General features: G+C 37.7%; 17 protein-coding genes and 1 pseudogene. 1 reads left to right on the top strand and 17 read right to left on the bottom strand.

The window, feature by feature from the left end:
• A partial coding sequence (locus HC229_RS16585) for a hypothetical protein (protein WP_223845505.1) occupies positions 1–191 on the top strand: 191 nt, incomplete at its 5' end.
• Positions 192–434: 243 nt separating this feature from the next.
• On the opposite strand, the gene HC229_RS03580 is transcribed toward HC229_RS16585, so the two are convergent.
• The 17 genes and pseudogenes from HC229_RS03580 to HC229_RS03500 all read right to left on the bottom strand — a co-directional run bounded on the left by HC229_RS03580 (position 435) and on the right by HC229_RS03500 (position 14309).
• Positions 435–1313 (bottom strand): GIY-YIG nuclease family protein, encoded by an 879-nt coding sequence (locus HC229_RS03580; protein ID WP_191019057.1) that lies wholly within the window; start codon positions 1311–1313, stop codon positions 435–437.
• A gap of 742 nt (positions 1314–2055) precedes the next feature.
• A complete protein-coding gene (locus tag HC229_RS03575; protein WP_191019056.1) occupies positions 2056–2841 on the bottom strand; it encodes a DUF6843 domain-containing protein in 786 nt (261 codons plus the stop codon).
• 87 nt (positions 2842–2928) lie between these two features.
• Positions 2929–3348 (bottom strand): tetratricopeptide repeat protein, encoded by a 420-nt coding sequence (locus HC229_RS03570; protein WP_191019055.1) that lies wholly within the window; start codon positions 3346–3348, stop codon positions 2929–2931.
• Between the two features lie 162 nt (positions 3349–3510).
• The gene (locus HC229_RS03565) at positions 3511–3828 is read right to left on the bottom strand and encodes a hypothetical protein (RefSeq protein ID WP_191019054.1); all 318 of its coding nucleotides are present in this window, start codon (positions 3826–3828) and stop codon (positions 3511–3513) included.
• 450 nt (positions 3829–4278) lie between these two features.
• Positions 4279–4488, bottom strand: coding sequence for a hypothetical protein (locus HC229_RS03560; protein ID WP_191019053.1), 210 nt, complete (start codon positions 4486–4488; stop codon positions 4279–4281).
• Positions 4489–4955: 467 nt separating this feature from the next.
• Positions 4956–5735 carry a hypothetical protein gene (locus HC229_RS03555; protein ID WP_191019052.1) on the bottom strand — a complete coding sequence of 260 codons (780 nt, stop codon included), beginning with the start codon at positions 5733–5735 and terminating at the stop codon, positions 4956–4958.
• A gap of 223 nt (positions 5736–5958) precedes the next feature.
• Positions 5959–6363 carry a hypothetical protein gene (locus HC229_RS03550; RefSeq protein ID WP_191019051.1) on the bottom strand — a complete coding sequence of 135 codons (405 nt, stop codon included), beginning with the start codon at positions 6361–6363 and terminating at the stop codon, positions 5959–5961.
• 1842 nt (positions 6364–8205) lie between these two features.
• Positions 8206–8553: a DUF3024 domain-containing protein gene (locus tag HC229_RS03545; protein ID WP_191019050.1), complete on the bottom strand. Its 348-nt coding sequence runs from the start codon at positions 8551–8553 to the stop codon at positions 8206–8208.
• Between the two features lie 230 nt (positions 8554–8783).
• Complete coding sequence (locus HC229_RS03540; protein ID WP_191019049.1) at positions 8784–9194, bottom strand: hypothetical protein; 411 nt, start codon at positions 9192–9194, stop codon at positions 8784–8786.
• 219 nt (positions 9195–9413) lie between these two features.
• A complete protein-coding gene (locus HC229_RS03535) occupies positions 9414–9818 on the bottom strand; it encodes a DUF3997 domain-containing protein (RefSeq protein ID WP_191019048.1) in 405 nt (134 codons plus the stop codon).
• Between the two features lie 170 nt (positions 9819–9988).
• On the bottom strand, positions 9989–10615 hold the full coding sequence (locus HC229_RS03530; protein WP_191019047.1) for a hypothetical protein: 627 nt from the start codon (positions 10613–10615) through the stop codon (positions 9989–9991).
• Between the two features lie 189 nt (positions 10616–10804).
• The gene (locus HC229_RS03525; RefSeq protein ID WP_191019046.1) at positions 10805–11518 is read right to left on the bottom strand and encodes a hypothetical protein; all 714 of its coding nucleotides are present in this window, start codon (positions 11516–11518) and stop codon (positions 10805–10807) included.
• Positions 11519–11782: 264 nt separating this feature from the next.
• Positions 11783–12076, bottom strand: a complete 294-nt coding sequence (locus HC229_RS03520; protein WP_191019045.1) for a bactofilin family protein — start codon at positions 12074–12076, stop codon at positions 11783–11785.
• Positions 12077–12325: 249 nt separating this feature from the next.
• Positions 12326–12874, bottom strand: a complete 549-nt coding sequence (locus HC229_RS03515) for a hypothetical protein (protein ID WP_191019044.1) — start codon at positions 12872–12874, stop codon at positions 12326–12328.
• 201 nt (positions 12875–13075) lie between these two features.
• Positions 13076–13419: pseudogene (locus HC229_RS03510) on the bottom strand (DUF5615 family PIN-like protein).
• On the bottom strand, positions 13416–13643 hold the full coding sequence (locus tag HC229_RS03505; protein WP_191019043.1) for a DUF433 domain-containing protein: 228 nt from the start codon (positions 13641–13643) through the stop codon (positions 13416–13418). Before HC229_RS03505 ends, HC229_RS03510 begins: the two are co-directional and overlap by 4 nt.
• 258 nt (positions 13644–13901) lie before the next feature.
• Positions 13902–14309, bottom strand: a complete 408-nt coding sequence (locus tag HC229_RS03500) for an FEKKY domain-containing protein (RefSeq protein WP_191019042.1) — start codon at positions 14307–14309, stop codon at positions 13902–13904.
• Positions 14310–14458: the final 149 nt, after the last annotated feature.

The following is a 14458-nucleotide window of genomic DNA, read 5'->3' as shown; positions in this document are numbered from 1 at the left end:
GCCTTCCGGAGAGAATATTCTCTGCCGAACGAAGCGAAGTTATGGAAAAAGTTGGTTCAATTAACGGTAAAGCAGCGATGGCGGTTAGCGGCGGTTACTTGCAGGCCGAAAACACAAAGATTGGCGTGGCAATTTACCTGGTACTCTCTGTTACGAGGTTAGTTCTAAAATTGCCACGGCGCCCGATTTGAAAAACGGTCGTTTTTGGAAAAAATAGTGTCAAATCGGGCGCTCGCGCGCAGCGCCGGCTTGCAAGTAACGTGAGGCCGCTAACCGCCGTCGCGGCCTTTCGGAGAGAAACCTCTCTGCCGACTCGAAAGGTAGTAAAACGAAAGATTTTTTCAAGCTTGGCAAAGCAGAAAAAATCTTCGTTTTGCGGTTTATGGAATCATGGGTTCATTTCACTCCAAACCAGCGATGGCGGTTAGCGGCGGTTACCTGCTGTTATATTTTCCTTTCCGTGATTCAATATTTTTAGCCCGTAAACTTGAGAGTATTCTCCTAAAATCCAAGTTGACAATATTACTATTGTGTTTCAAGTTTAGTGGCGGATTAAAATGATTGATTAATTCAATTTCGATGTTATCAAAATCGGAAGTTGGTAAAAAATACATAACCAAGTTGTTGCACATCCATTCTGATAATTTCTGTTCGTCTTTGATATTAAATTTGGTTTTGCCTGTAGTTGGGTCGCTGTCTCTTGGGATTTGTTTGTATCCAAATAATACGCCTAGGCTTTTACGAAGTGTCGAACGTCCGGCATTATTTCCTTTAAAATGTTGTCTAAAGTCTCTTGTCCGTAAACTGCCACTTGCAATCCCTGTATAAATCACTTGTAGTCCTTCAAAACTTGTCAGAATAGGTTTAATTGAAGCTATCGGTAAATTTGAATTTTCCTTTAAACACAAAATATAGTTGCCCGAACTATTTGCAATATTTGTTTCGCTGTCTGTTTTAGGGTCGAAACGATTTATTTTGAAAGTATCAAGGTTTGACCTCAAATCTTTAGTTTTTTGGATTTCCGCGATTTGCTTCTCAACCTTTACTGACTTTGCCATAACTTTAGTCGTTTCATTTGCTTCAGGCTTATAACTACTGTCACTAATTTTAATTTGTCCTGAACGAATTAGTGCTTCAAAGTCTGAAACGGTGTAGCCATCTTTTTTTGAACTAAAGTCGGAATAATGAAAACCAATCTTGCGAATTTTTCCTCTAATTCCTTTTTGCTTTTCTGGTGTCGCCACAACTTTTTCTGAGATGAGCTTTTTGATTGTTAGGATTTCCGAATTCGTGAATGTATTTCTTCCTTTCATTACTTTTCAGTGTTAGTAGCAACGGTCAACAATAATAGCAGGTAACGTGAGGCCGCTAAACGCCGTCGCGGCCTTCCGGAGAGAATTTTCTCTGCTTTGGAATAAAGGTAGCGAAATCAACGATTTTTTCTAGCTTGCCAAAGCGGAAAAAATCTTGTTTTCGCGACTTTTGGAAATTCATAGTTCTCATTACTCTAAACCAGCGATGGCGGTTAGCGGCGGTTATCGCCTCGGCCGAACTAAGTATTACTTTAATTTTATCCAAATAGTGATTATTAAATCTTTCGATAGTATTTTCGAAATACATTTCTGAGTCGCTACTGGAATATTTCTGCACTACGACTTGAATATCTCTGCGGTGCTATTTGAATATCTCCGCGGTGCAATTTTAATTTAATAGGTAGCAATTGGATTTAAAATATCTCCGCGGTACAATTTGAATTCTCCACGTCGCAATTGGAATATCGCAGCGGCGCAAAAAGAATATTTCTGCAGCAAAACGGATAACATAAACGCCCGATATGTTTTTTGGTAGGTAGGAGGAAAGTCGTGCTTTTTTAGCGGCTGGGCGATAACGTGAGGCTGCTAAACGCCGTCGCGGCCTTCCGGGGAGAATTTTCTCCGCTTTGGAATAAAGGTAGCGAAATCAACGATTTTTTCTAGCTTGACAAAGCAGAAAAAATCTTGTTTTCGCGACTTTTGGAAATTTCAGGTTCGAATTACTCTAAACCCGCGATGGCGGTTAGCGGCGGTTAGCTGAAGCCCTAATATTACAATCATTTACTTTATTTCTAGTTAGCGAATCGTATCTCTGCCGATATATGTAGTCATTTTGGTAATTTGAATTAATAACATATTCCACATATCTAAAATCTTTTGAATTATTGGAGAGTGTGTTTTTCAAATCGATAACCCCTGCACTTCTAATTTCTATGGAATTAGTTTTCTGCCGGTTTCCCTTATCGTCACAAAAATAATATTCATCTTTTGGATTTGTATTTCCGTCAAATTTTTCAGCTAATATTATTATTCCGTCCTTTGGAAAGGAAATAGTTATTTTATCATTTTCGATGACGTATTTTTCACCGCATTGTTGGTCATAAATAATCCTAAGTATTCCGGTTTGTTCCTTTGAAATAAGAAAAACTTTTGGAGATGTGTAATTATAAAGATAGAGGAAAATAAAAGTAATAGGAACATATCCGACTATTGGCAAAGTAGTGGTGAGCAATTTTTTTTTCAATTCTTGATTTGATAAAGCCACTAAGACCGTTCCGACCAGATAAGGAATCCAAGTAAAAACCAGCAAATAGAAACTCATAACGCTAATAATCCATGATAGTACTATCAGAGTAAAGCCAATGTAAAAACTTAAATCATATCGTTTCATTTGAGGACGATTTTTTTTCAGGGTTTCAGCTAACGTGAGGCCGCTAAACGCCGTCGCGGCCTTTCGGAGAGAGTTTTCTCTGCTTTGGAATAAAGGTAGCGAAATCAACGATTTTTTCAAGCTTGCCAAAGCAGACAAAATCTTGTTTTCGCGGCTTTTGGAAATTTCAGCTTCTAATTACTCTAAACCAGCGATGGCGGTTAGCGGCGGTTGTGCGAAGGTCTTTCAATCCCAGCCGCCGCAAGTCAATGAAAGAAATTCCCAATTCGCGCTTTGATAATTCAGTCTTTTAGCTTGTGCGAGATCTTGACAACCTGATGGAATATAAATTTTCTTCGTTATATTTTTACTCAATCCCCGATAGAAAAATATTTGAGCGTCATCTTTTTGGTTCAAGTTTACTGCGTGGTCAAAATCTAAAATTGCCTTGTCGTAGTCTCGTGTCACAAAATATAGAATTCCCCTTTTTGCATATATATCAGCGTTATCGTTTTCATTGTTTAATATTTGGGATAATCTCTGAATTTCAGCATTTACCTTTTCGTTAATCTCAATGTTTGAGATCTCTGACGATATAATTTCAACTGCTTGGGAATACCCTAAACAAGTACAAAGCAAAAAGGCCAATCGTAAATAGATTTTCATGTTCGTCATTATTAGACTTTCGCACAACGTGAGGCCGCTAACTTCTCGTTGCGGCAATCGGAGAGAATATTCTCTGCCGAACGCAGACGAAGTTATGGAAAAAAGTGGTTCTCGCTAACGAAAAACAGCAATGGAAGTTAGCGGCGGTTGTATGCTGTTTCTCTATTTTGTCTTTCGTTCAAACCTGCGTTTCGACCTTTCAAATGCTGTTTTTTCCCAAGTAGAATCAAAATCTTCCCAAAAAACTCGAATCGTATAGCTTAAGTTTGAGAACCAAATTACAACATATAGATCATCAAATTTAAAAGCAATATTGTTGTTGTCATAATCCGAGTTTAAGAATTTCTTGTTCCCTTGAATAGCGTGTTCAATCTTATCTAAAAATTCAAGTGCCTTAAACTTCTCGAAATTTTTGAATTTAAATCCTCTGTAATCTACACCGTTTTCATTTTGATAACTTCCGTAAAATCCCAAAATCATTCCTTCCAAATTTAAATCTGGACATCGATAAAGAATTGTTGTCAGTTCTCCTGAACTTGCAGCTGCTAAAGGAATCGCTTCAAATTTTACGACACTTTCGGACTCCCCAATTACTCTTTCGTATAGAAAGGATTTCGAATGATAAAGCGCAATGTCTTTACTAAACTCTTTTAGCCTGAAAAAGATTTTGACTTGTCTGTCTCACTTGCCCGATTGCAATTTGATAGGACGTCAATAGGATTACTAGCGCGACTTTCGAAATGTTCATATTTGTTTGTTCGTTAATCAGTGACAGTTTTAATGAAATAGCATACAACGTGAGGCCGCTAAACGCCGTCGCGGCCTTCCGGAGAGAAATTTCTCTGCCGAACGCAAGCGAAGTTATGGAAAAATTTGGTTCTATTTACCGCGAACCAGCAATGGCGATTAGCGGCGGTTGGCAGAAGTGCGCTAACTTCCTAAACCATTTCTTGTGGCAATTGCAACACTTATAAAAAGGCAAATTGCCGAAAAGATCAGTCCTGTAAAAAAGCCAAATAATATTTTATATATTTTTTTTCCACTTATTAAATTCCAGAAAATAGTAACAGCTAAAAATGGAGCGAGAAAGGCTAAATACCAAAAGAACTCACCAACTAAATCTATTATTTCAGCGTTCATTATTTCTGACCGAATTTTTTGCTAAGCTAAATATTTAATTGTTCATCTTTTGATTTCTTTTCGGATAAAACTCGATGAAATGAGAAGTACCTGAATTAATTTTTTTGTTTGTTGGGTTTCATTTCCATTAGGAAATAAATCCGTCTCTCAATTTTAAATGAATACTTAAAAGTTGGCGGTTTTTATTATATGAGAACTCTAAGATTACAGCACCAAGTAAGTTAATAGTTTCATCTTAGGTAGTCTTTTGGCGGTCGTTCACGCATTTCTGCCAACGTGAGGCCGCTAACCGATCGTTGCTGGCTTTCGGAGATTGTACTCTCTGCCGAACGCGGACGAAGTAAAACTAATGAATTTTTCTAGCTTGAAAAAGCAGAAAAATTCTTAGTTTTACGGCTTTGGAAAAAGCACTTCATTTTACCTGAAACCCAGCAATGGCGGTTAGCGGCGGTTGGCGGCAGTTAAAATTAATTTACTTCTAGATTGTAGACTTTGCCGTCATTATCATGACCAATTAATTCACCATGTCCTTGCCACTCAACTGTAATGTATTTGTCTTGTCCATTTAATGTAATGTTGCCACTTCCGGATTCGGAATTGACATCTACAGTTCCTGTAACTTCACTTCCATCTCCGTCCTTTCCAATTACGTCATAGTGATAATTTGATGGTGTTGATCTGGGACTTTTTCTGTAGCCTAGAGTTGGATGATAAAGACTATCGAAAACTTTACAGGCAAGCATATCGTTAATATGATCTTCGTATTTGTCTAAATTTAAACCGTCTTTAGCTTCTGCAATTTTACGTGGTTCTATAATTTGCCAGTTAACTATATTTATAATTACTAGCACCAAAAACAATGTTGCCAAAGATGTCTTTAAAAACTTCAACTTAGTAAAAAAACTAATTATTAAAAATAGTACAACCACTAAGGTTGAATAGAAAATGAACTCGGATCCGAAGAAATTAAATCTATGAACATCGCTTGGACTTTGAGTAAATGCTCCAACCCAAGGATCTTGGATACTTCCTCTTTGAAGGTATGAGTTTTGAGTTTTGATTCGGAAACTTGTTAAAATAGATTCTGAGTTTTTCAATTTTCCAACTCTGGCATATAATTGTTCGAGCGATGAAATATTTGAAAATCTAACTTGGGCATCGTTAAATATTTTATCAGCAGCAGCTGAATATTCGTTCTGTAAGTTTTCAATTTCCGATGCTCTGAAAAATATGCCTCTGTAACTCATCTTGTGTGGATTTGTCGATATTAATTGCCGCCAACGTGAGGCCGCTAACCGAAGTGGCGGCTTACGGAGAAAGTATTCTCCGCCTGAACGAAAGGTAGCAAAACTTTTGATTTTTCCTAACTTAAAAAGTTGGGAAAATCAATGTTTTGTGGCTTTGAAAACTTGGACTTCCGGTAACACAATTCCCGCCATTTTGGTTAGCGGCGGTTGGCGGAAGTGCAAATTATTCAATAATCTTGATGTATTCTATTTTCACCAAAATCAAGCTGTGATTTTTTGACTCTTTGTTTTCCTGGAACAAACCCGTAATTTCAATAAATTCCTTATTTTCTTTGTAATTGTACTCATAGCGAGATTTCTTTAAATTTATCTCAACCGCGTTCAGATATAGATGATTGTCAAAATCTTCGCGATTAAGGAACAGCGCATCATCATTAAATGCTCTTCCAAAATATCCCTGAGTTTTTATTCTCTTACCGTAAAATAATTCCGGGTTGGAGATTAGTCTAATTAATGAAACAGATTGCGCTTCAGGTAATTTTTTGGTTTCCTCAATCGTATCAGTTATTTGGGAAAACACGGAATTGCCCGCAAGAAGCAAAATTCCAAATAAAATAGTTTTTTTCATCGATAGTGATTTATGCATTTCCGCCAACGTGAGGCCGCTAAACGCCGTCGCGACCTTTCGGAGAGAATTTTCTCTGCTTTGGAATAAAGGTAGCGAAATCAACGATTTTTTCTAACTTGACAAAGCAGAAAAAATCTTGTTTTCGCGACTTTTGGAAATTTCCGGTTCTAATTACTCTGAACCAGCGATGGCGTTTAGCGGCGGTTACTTGCAGGCCGAAAACACAAAGATTGGCGTGGCAATTTGCCTGGTATTCTCTGTTACGCGATTGGCTCTAAAATTGCCACAGCGCCCGATTTGAAAAATGGTCGGTTTTTGAAAAAAATAGTGTCAAATCGGGCGCTCGCGCTCAGCGCCGGCTTGCAAGTAACGTGAGGCCGCTAAACGCCGTCGCGGCCTTTCGGAGAGAGTTTTCTCTGCTTTGGAATAAAGGTAGCGAAATCAACGATTTTTTCTAGCTTGCCAAAGCAGAAAAAATCTTGTTTTCGCGACTTCTGGAAATTTTAGCCTCTAATTACTCTGAACCAGCGATGGCGATTAGCGGCGGTTACTGGAAGTGGCGGCACGTCCTATTGGCAAATCAAGTGACGATCTTGTTTTCTTCGTTAATTTTTTTCTTTTAGCAGGCCAGCCAGGTTGAGTCAACGAACGGTTCAATATCTATCGACGAAAATAGTTTGTTTTGAAACCTTGTACCAACCAAAACTTTTGAAGTTTGATTGATAATTATCGAAAATGCCTAAAGCCGACCAATGACTGCTTGCTAAAAACGCCATGCTGATCAAAGACTAATCTTTGCTGCTCGCTTAGATCTAAATATAATAATATCCCTCGTTTTGATCGCGATCAGCCGACCAATATTTTTCCTTCGTTAAATGGTATAAAATTAGAGAGAAGTTCAGATTTTTTTTGGAGTGACGTTTTTTCAGGTTTCGCGCTCGCCGCCATTTCCAGTAACGTGAGGCCGCTAAACGCCGTCGCGGCCTTCCGGATAGGATTTTCTCTGCTTTGGAATAAAGGTAGCGAAATCAACGATTTTTTCAAGCTTGCCAAAGCAAAAAAAATCTTGTTTTCGCGACTTTTGGAAATTTTACGTTCTAATTACTCTGAACCAGCGATGGCGGTTAGCGGCGGTTACTTGCAGGCCGAAAACACAAAGATTGGCGTGGCAATTTACCTTGTACTCTCTGTTACAAGGTTGGTTCTAAAATTGCCACGGCGCCCGATTTGAAAAACGGTCGTTTTTGGAAAAAATAGTGTCAAATCGGGCGCTCGCGCGCAGCGTCGGCTTGCAAGTAACGTGAGGCCGCTAAACGCCGTCGCGACCTTCCGGAGAGAAATTTCTCTGCTTTGGAATAAAGGTAGCGAAATCAACGATTTTTCTAGCTTAACAAAGCAGAAAAAATCTTGTTTTCGCGACTTTTGGAAATTTCTGGTTCTAATTACTCTGAACCAGCGATGGCGGTTAGCGGCGGTTACTTGCAGGCCGAAAACACAAAGATTGGCGTGGCAATTTACCTGGTACTCTCTGTTACAAGGTTGGTTCTAAAATTGCCACGGCGCCCGATTTGAAAAACGGTCGTTTTTGGAAAAAATAGTGTCAAATCGGGCGCTCGCGCGCAGCGCCGGCTTGCAAGTAACGTGAGGCCGCTAAACGCCGTCGCGGCCTTCCGGAGAGAATATTCTCTGCTTTGGACGAAAGGTAGCGAAATCAACGATTTTTTCAAGCTTTCCTAAGCAGAAAAAATCTTGTTTTCGCGACTTTTGGAAATTTTAGCCTCTAATTTCTCTAAACCAGCGATGGCGGTTAGCGGCGGTTAGGCGCTGGCCGAATTCAAATTTCTAGCCCCAGAAGCATCCGAGTTTATCCTCTTTTACAACATCTACAAATTCTTTAAGGCTCTTTACCCTTGGCAAGGGTTTATAGTTATGCCATTTTAAATCAGACATTAGCCAAAAGATTTTCCACGTATTTTCTTTTTTTACAAATGTGGCTTTTGCAACATAATATTCTGCTTTTTCTTTAGGATTAGTCCAACTCGGACGAATTTCAAATATGATTACATTTTGGCCATCCACTTTATAACCAATATCTAACTGGCTTCGAATTTCTTCTCGAGGTCGTGCAGATATAAGATAGCTCTCCATAACTTCAATTATTTCAATCTCATTCTCAAATTCTAAAGCCATGTGATATTTTTGGTTTATTTCGATATTCGGTTTGTTCCTCGCGCGTACGCGGCTTGCGCCTAACGTGAGGCCGCTAAACGCCGTCGCGACCTTCCGGAGAGAAATTTCTCTGCTTTGGAATAAAGGTAGCGAAATCAACGATTTTTTCTATCTTGCAAAGTATAAAAAACTTTGTTTTCGCGACTTTTGGAAAACTGATGGTTCAAATCACCGTAGACCCGCGATGGCGGTTAGCGGCGGTTACCAGCCGTAGCATCACATTCTTTATTATTTATAAATTTTGAAAACTTTAAAAAAGAATAAATCGCTGTAATCATAAAAATTGTAATTATAGCGAAAAATAAACTTTCAGTATCGTTTTTTCCCACAGTGATAAACAATAGAATTGGAATAGTTATGAATGAAGCAAATCTTAATAAAAAGGAATTTCTTATTAAATATATTAAGTTTAGACATTCAGCTAAAAAATTGAGTAAAGAAAGTAATAGAGAACCAACAACAATAATCAAGAAATTTATCCACCAAGAATTATATATATTTTCTAAAGGTGAAAGAATTTGAACATAAATGCAACTGAGAATTGCAGTAATTATGAAAGATCGAAGCGCGAGTTTAGATAAATAAAGAAAGGTGGTTTTCATTTCATCGTTTTTTCAGCTATGGATGGTAACGTGAGGCCGCTAAACGCCGTCGCGGTCTTCCGGAGAGAATTTTCTCTGCTTTGGAATAAAGGTAGCGAAACCAACGATTTTTTCAAGCTTGCCAAAGCAGAAAAAATCTTGTTTTCGCGACTTTTGGAAATTTTAGGTGCTAGTTACTCTCAACCAGCGATGGCGGTTAGCGGCGGTTGGCTGCCGTTTCTATATTTCCAAAGATTTGTTGATTTTTAATTTCTTTTTTAAAATGGAATATTGAGATTTAGTGAGCGGCCCAAATGTTGAATCGACTTGCTTATTTATAATATAATATTCCGCAGTAAAATTTTGGGCTAATTGATCCAGTTTTTTCCAAGACCTTTTTGCTAAGTTGAGCCGGGCCATTAATGAATCTTGATTTACTCTCTTAGCGATAATAAATTTGTCATCTACTGCATATTCGGTCACATGCCCAAAGACAGGATTACTTTTCACATTCCAACTAAAATCTTTTCCGATCGCTCTGCATCCCATTTGAGTCGAGTGGACAAAGTACCCAGATCCTAAATCAAGTGAATTCTTACAATTATAAAAGCTTAAAATGAGTAATATGTAGAATAATTTTTTCATTGTTGATATATACGAGATTTTTTCGAAATGGCAGCCAACGTGAGGCCGCTAAACGCCGTCGCGGCCTTCCGGAGAGAAATCTCTCTGCCGAACGCAAGCGAAGTTATGGAAAAAGTTGGTTCAATTTACCGCAAACCAGCGATGGCGGTTAGCGGCGGTTACTGGAAGACTTAGATTTTAGGTTGCTTTTTGTAATTCATAATCAACTGCCGAATCATTTGGTTAAATGAATTTGTTGATTTGAGATTTTGAATGCTTTCGCCTAATGTGTTTATAATTAGTTCTCTTTCGGCGACATTCATTTTGAGCTGATCATTATACTTTGAATCAAAGACCATCGCAGACGCATAAATCTCTTTCATGTTTTCATCGCCTTCGCAAAAGATATTGAATAGAGTTTCGTTATTCGGCAACAACTTTACGCTGTCCCAGATCAATATAACTTTTGTCATTGCCGGTAAGCTACCTCTTTGGGGCGATTCCATGAATATTTCTCTATTCCATTTGCCGAATTTTTGAAACATTGCAGCTTGCGTATAATTTGCACCCAGAACGGCATTGAACTTAACTTTGTTTACTTTAAGGTGCAATGTATCCAAGGTAATAATTTCTTCAACTACGCTAATACTCGCATATCCATTTTCGTAAATATATGGATTGTAAGAATTCTGAGTTTTATGACGTTTACCAACAGCCTTTGATGAAAGTATAGAACTCTCTATTTCGATTTTGTTAGCACTTTTAGAAGTGCTACAGCTTAGCGCACCAAATATCAAGATAATTATACTAAATCTCATAGTAAGGAATTTTAACAGTGTCATTTCTGATGTCTGGTGTCCAAAGCTTTCCAGTAACGTGAGGCCGCTAAACGCCGTCGCGGCCTTTCGGAGAGAATTTTCTCTGCCGAACAAAAGCGAAGTTATGGAAATAATTGGTTCAATGAACCGTAAACCAGCGATGGCGGTTAGCGGCGGTTATAAGCCGTTTTAACTTATGCCCAATAAAGGCTTGGCTAATTCAAAAATTCCTGACGATGTTAAGCTAGTGAAAATAGGTAGCCCAACATTCTTAATCATCGTTCCAATATTTAACAATTGTGGGCTGATGTCGTTGGCTTTTTCAAGTTGTTTGATCGCATAGCGCATTTCAAGATCAAAATCCTCGCGTAAATTTGCGTCAAGTTTCTCCAAGTCTTTTTTTAGAATTTCAAAAAGATTCTTAATATCTTCGGATTTAAAAGAAATAGTCTGGCGTTGTTTGGAATGATTGGAATTTTGTTGAATTTGAATCGGAGCATTTACGTCGCCAGTTTTTATTGAATAAGTTCCTATATTTTCTTTTCCTTCTTTCATATCTAACCACCTTTCTATTATTTCAGCGTGAGCTTTTTTTCCGAGCTTTGTTTTTGGTAAAATTACGTAACGAATTTGATATAAGAATCCAGATTTATCTCCCGCATATTTCGATAGATGATATTCCAAAAATAGAGGAACTTTATAAATTGGTTTAATCAAATACATAGTTGATCGGAACTTCATATCATATTCGGCGTCGCTCGCAGGTCGTTCAACTTTTGCAAAGTCTAATATTCCTGCTCCATGGTTTTGAACAACATTATGACTAATTACGTCTCCAAAAAATGGGATGTCAAATTCGTGAGCAACTTTTCCTTCTTCCGCGATTGAGTAAAACTGTTTCATTCATTCTTTTTTTCGAAAGTATAAAAAATGGAGGGAGACTTTCTCGGATTTCGTTTAAAAAATGGCTTATAACGTGAGGCCGCTAACCGATCGTGGCAGCGTTCCGGAGACGGATCTCTCCGTCGAGACTAAAAGTAGTAAAAGCAATGATTTTTTCTAACTTTTTTTGTTGGAAAAAATCTTGCTTTTACGGCTTGGAAAATGTATGTTTGTAACTGCTCATCCCGCTGCCATGGCGGTTAGCGGCGGTTAGCGGTAGTCGCTTTACCTATTAACTTTGCCATTTTGATCAATAAAAATTTGATCTGTTTCTCCGGACAAGTTGCCATCAACGACACCGTATATTTCGCAGGTTCCGAAATTGGATATATTTCCATTTACCATTCCATAAACAATTGCTCGTGATCCTTTGTCGATTGAAAGATTGCCATTCAACATTCCGTTTATAACAAATATGACAGAATTGCGGACAACAACATTTCCATTAATCATTCCAACAAGATTTGTTTCAACTTCAATTGTGAAGTCAGAATTGTATTTTTCGTTTAATATTTTCATTTTATTATAATTTGGAATCTTTTATGGTTATTTGTTCACACGGTCAGGCGATTACCGCTAACGTGAGGCCGCTAAACGCCGTCGCGGCCTTCCGGAGAGGATTTTCTCTGCTTTGGAATAAAGGTAGCGAAATCAACGATTTTTTCTAGCTTGACAAAGCAGAAAAAATCTTGTTTTCGCGACTTTTGGAAATTCATAGTTCTCATTACTCTAAAGCTGCGATGGCGGTTAGCGGCGGTTATGAGCCGTTTAAATTGGTTTCCAGCTTTTATTAAACTTTCTTTTCTCTTTTATAATTAGACCGAAGTCAACATTAAAAATAAAACCTCCTTTAGAATTAAGGTTATCCAAAATTAGACAGAAGGCAATTAATAGTTCTTTTTCAGAACTTTTATTTGCAATTATCTCATAAGAGTCAGCTAAGAGGTAATTGATAGCTTCTTTTTCCCAATAAGCAATTTGAACATCATTCTTAAAAACGGAAACTTTCCTTTCTTTATGACGATACAACTCATATATATCGTCGCCTTTTTTTAATTGAAATTTTGTTTTCCAAACATTTTTTGACACCAACTGATATCTTTCTCCATCCGGCATTTCAATTTTATATTTTGGATAATCAATATAGAAAGATTTGAATGTTCTAAAATATGGCTGAAGTTCATTTGGCTTATAAACATTAATAATTGAGCTTGAGAAAGCATCCGTTTCGGCATAAAATTCTTCTCTTTTATTTATAAAGATTTTATATTGACTCCCGACGGAAATAGAATGTTGTTTTATAAGGATTTTTGTCATAAATGGCTCATAACGTGAGGCCGCTAAACGCCGTCGCGGCCTTTCGGAGAGAGTTTTCTCTGCTTTGGAATAAAGGTAGCGAAATCAACGATTTTTTCAAGCTTGCCAAAGCAGAAAAAATCTTGTTTTCGCGGCTTTGGAAAAGGTGGTTCTATTACCCAAAAACCAGCGATGGCGGTTAGCGGCGGTTACCAGAAGTTGCTATTTCCTTAAAGCAATAATCTCAAAACATCCAAAACTATCATCTGCTAAAAAATTTTCAATTTCGCCGGAATATTGGAAGAGTATATTTGAAATCTGATCAGTTTTTAAATTTCCGGTTCTGATCCAAATTACTTTTGGGGGAAAACCATATAACGAGTTCAGATCATTGAAATCTGAATCCTGGGTAACTATTACAAAATATTTTCTTTCGCGAAATCCCAAATTTTTCTATCCGAACTGTCTATCAATTTTTCTTGTTTGACAGTCGAAGAATGATCAAATATTTCGGGCAGTAATTTTAAAATGCGATGTGATATATTTTGGTCGAACAATAACTTCATACCGCAATCTGATAGATTTTGTTTTCTCTGTCAGCAGCATAACTAAGAGCGGCGAAAATATCATCTTGATTTAGGTCATCAAAGTCAGATAAAATTTCCTGCATCGTCATTCCCGAAGCTAGCCATCCTAAAATATCACTTACAGTGATTCTCATTCCACGAATTGAAGGTTTTCCTCCTCGTTTTCCAGGTTCAATTGTAATTATCTCTTTGTAATCTTTCATGACCAATCTTTTCGTAAATGTACAACTTAATTTCTTTCGAATTTATTGTTGATGGGTTTGGCAATTTCTGGTAACGTGAGGCCGCTAACCGATCGTCGCGGCTTTCGAAGCCGATTATTATCTGCGACGACTAAAGGTAGCAAAACTTTTGCTTTTTTCTAACTTGCAAAAGTGGAAAAAGCATAGTTTTGCGATACTGGAAACGGCACTAAAATTCACCCGAGACCCGCGATGGCGGTTAGCGGCGGTTGGTAGCCGTTAAAATTTCTTTTTAAAAAGTTTCAAACCAATCACATCCTTTCTAATTTCTTTTCTCCATCTTTTAGATTGCAAATCTATTGACTTCAGAATTTCGAAATTATAGGCTTCAATAATTTTTCCCTCGGGGGCTACACAACCAAAATCATAATATTTAAAATTAAATTTATTTTCTGTGATACTGTCAGTAGAATATCTTACCGGAGCAATGCTTCCTATTAATAACAAAAGCCTTTTATTATTTTGAATATCTGATTTCGCCAAATCTTGTGCTTCGTTTTCAGTCTGAGCAAAAAATATTTTTTCAGCGCCACTACCTTTAAAATAATCCTCATTCGTTGTTTGTGAAAACAGTTTTCCAAACGACAGCACCATTATTATTGTGAATGAATAAAGACGTGAATTCATACGAGATTTTTTTATTAATGGCTACCAACGTGAGGCCGCTAAACGCCGTCGCGGCCTTCCGGAGAGAATTTTCTCTGCTTTGGAATAAAGGTAGCGAAATCAACGATTTTTTCTAGCTTGCCAAAGCTGAAAAAATTTTGTTTTCGCGA

This window comes from Flavobacterium selenitireducens (genome assembly GCF_014748335.1).
In the GTDB taxonomy this organism is placed as follows: Bacteria; Bacteroidota; Bacteroidia; order Flavobacteriales; family Flavobacteriaceae; genus Flavobacterium; species Flavobacterium selenitireducens.
Note: the sequence above shows the minus strand (reverse complement) of the source record. Positions and strands in the feature narration are given on the sequence as shown.

Coding starts and splice junctions, on each gene's coding strand:
- HC229_RS03520 (WP_191019045.1), bottom strand. CDS start 12,076: ATGAAAATATTAAACGAAAAATACAATTCTGACTTCACAATTGAAGTT.
- HC229_RS03565 (WP_191019054.1), bottom strand. CDS start 3,828: ATGATTTTGGGATTTTACGGAAGTTATCAAAATGAAAACGGTGTAGAT.
- HC229_RS03555 (WP_191019052.1), bottom strand. CDS start 5,735: ATGAGTTACAGAGGCATATTTTTCAGAGCATCGGAAATTGAAAACTTA.
- HC229_RS03560 (WP_191019053.1), bottom strand. CDS start 4,488: ATGAACGCTGAAATAATAGATTTAGTTGGTGAGTTCTTTTGGTATTTA.
- HC229_RS03550 (WP_191019051.1), bottom strand. CDS start 6,363: ATGAAAAAAACTATTTTATTTGGAATTTTGCTTCTTGCGGGCAATTCC.
- HC229_RS03500 (WP_191019042.1), bottom strand. CDS start 14,309: ATGAATTCACGTCTTTATTCATTCACAATAATAATGGTGCTGTCGTTT.
- HC229_RS03570 (WP_191019055.1), bottom strand. CDS start 3,348: ATGAAAATCTATTTACGATTGGCCTTTTTGCTTTGTACTTGTTTAGGG.
- HC229_RS03505 (WP_191019043.1), bottom strand. CDS start 13,643: ATGAAAGATTACAAAGAGATAATTACAATTGAACCTGGAAAACGAGGA.
- HC229_RS03535 (WP_191019048.1), bottom strand. CDS start 9,818: ATGAAAAAATTATTCTACATATTACTCATTTTAAGCTTTTATAATTGT.
- HC229_RS03580 (WP_191019057.1), bottom strand. CDS start 1,313: ATGAAAGGAAGAAATACATTCACGAATTCGGAAATCCTAACAATCAAA.
- HC229_RS03515 (WP_191019044.1), bottom strand. CDS start 12,874: ATGACAAAAATCCTTATAAAACAACATTCTATTTCCGTCGGGAGTCAA.
- HC229_RS03530 (WP_191019047.1), bottom strand. CDS start 10,615: ATGAGATTTAGTATAATTATCTTGATATTTGGTGCGCTAAGCTGTAGC.
- HC229_RS03545 (WP_191019050.1), bottom strand. CDS start 8,553: ATGGCTTTAGAATTTGAGAATGAGATTGAAATAATTGAAGTTATGGAG.
- HC229_RS03525 (WP_191019046.1), bottom strand. CDS start 11,518: ATGAAACAGTTTTACTCAATCGCGGAAGAAGGAAAAGTTGCTCACGAA.
- HC229_RS03540 (WP_191019049.1), bottom strand. CDS start 9,194: ATGAAAACCACCTTTCTTTATTTATCTAAACTCGCGCTTCGATCTTTC.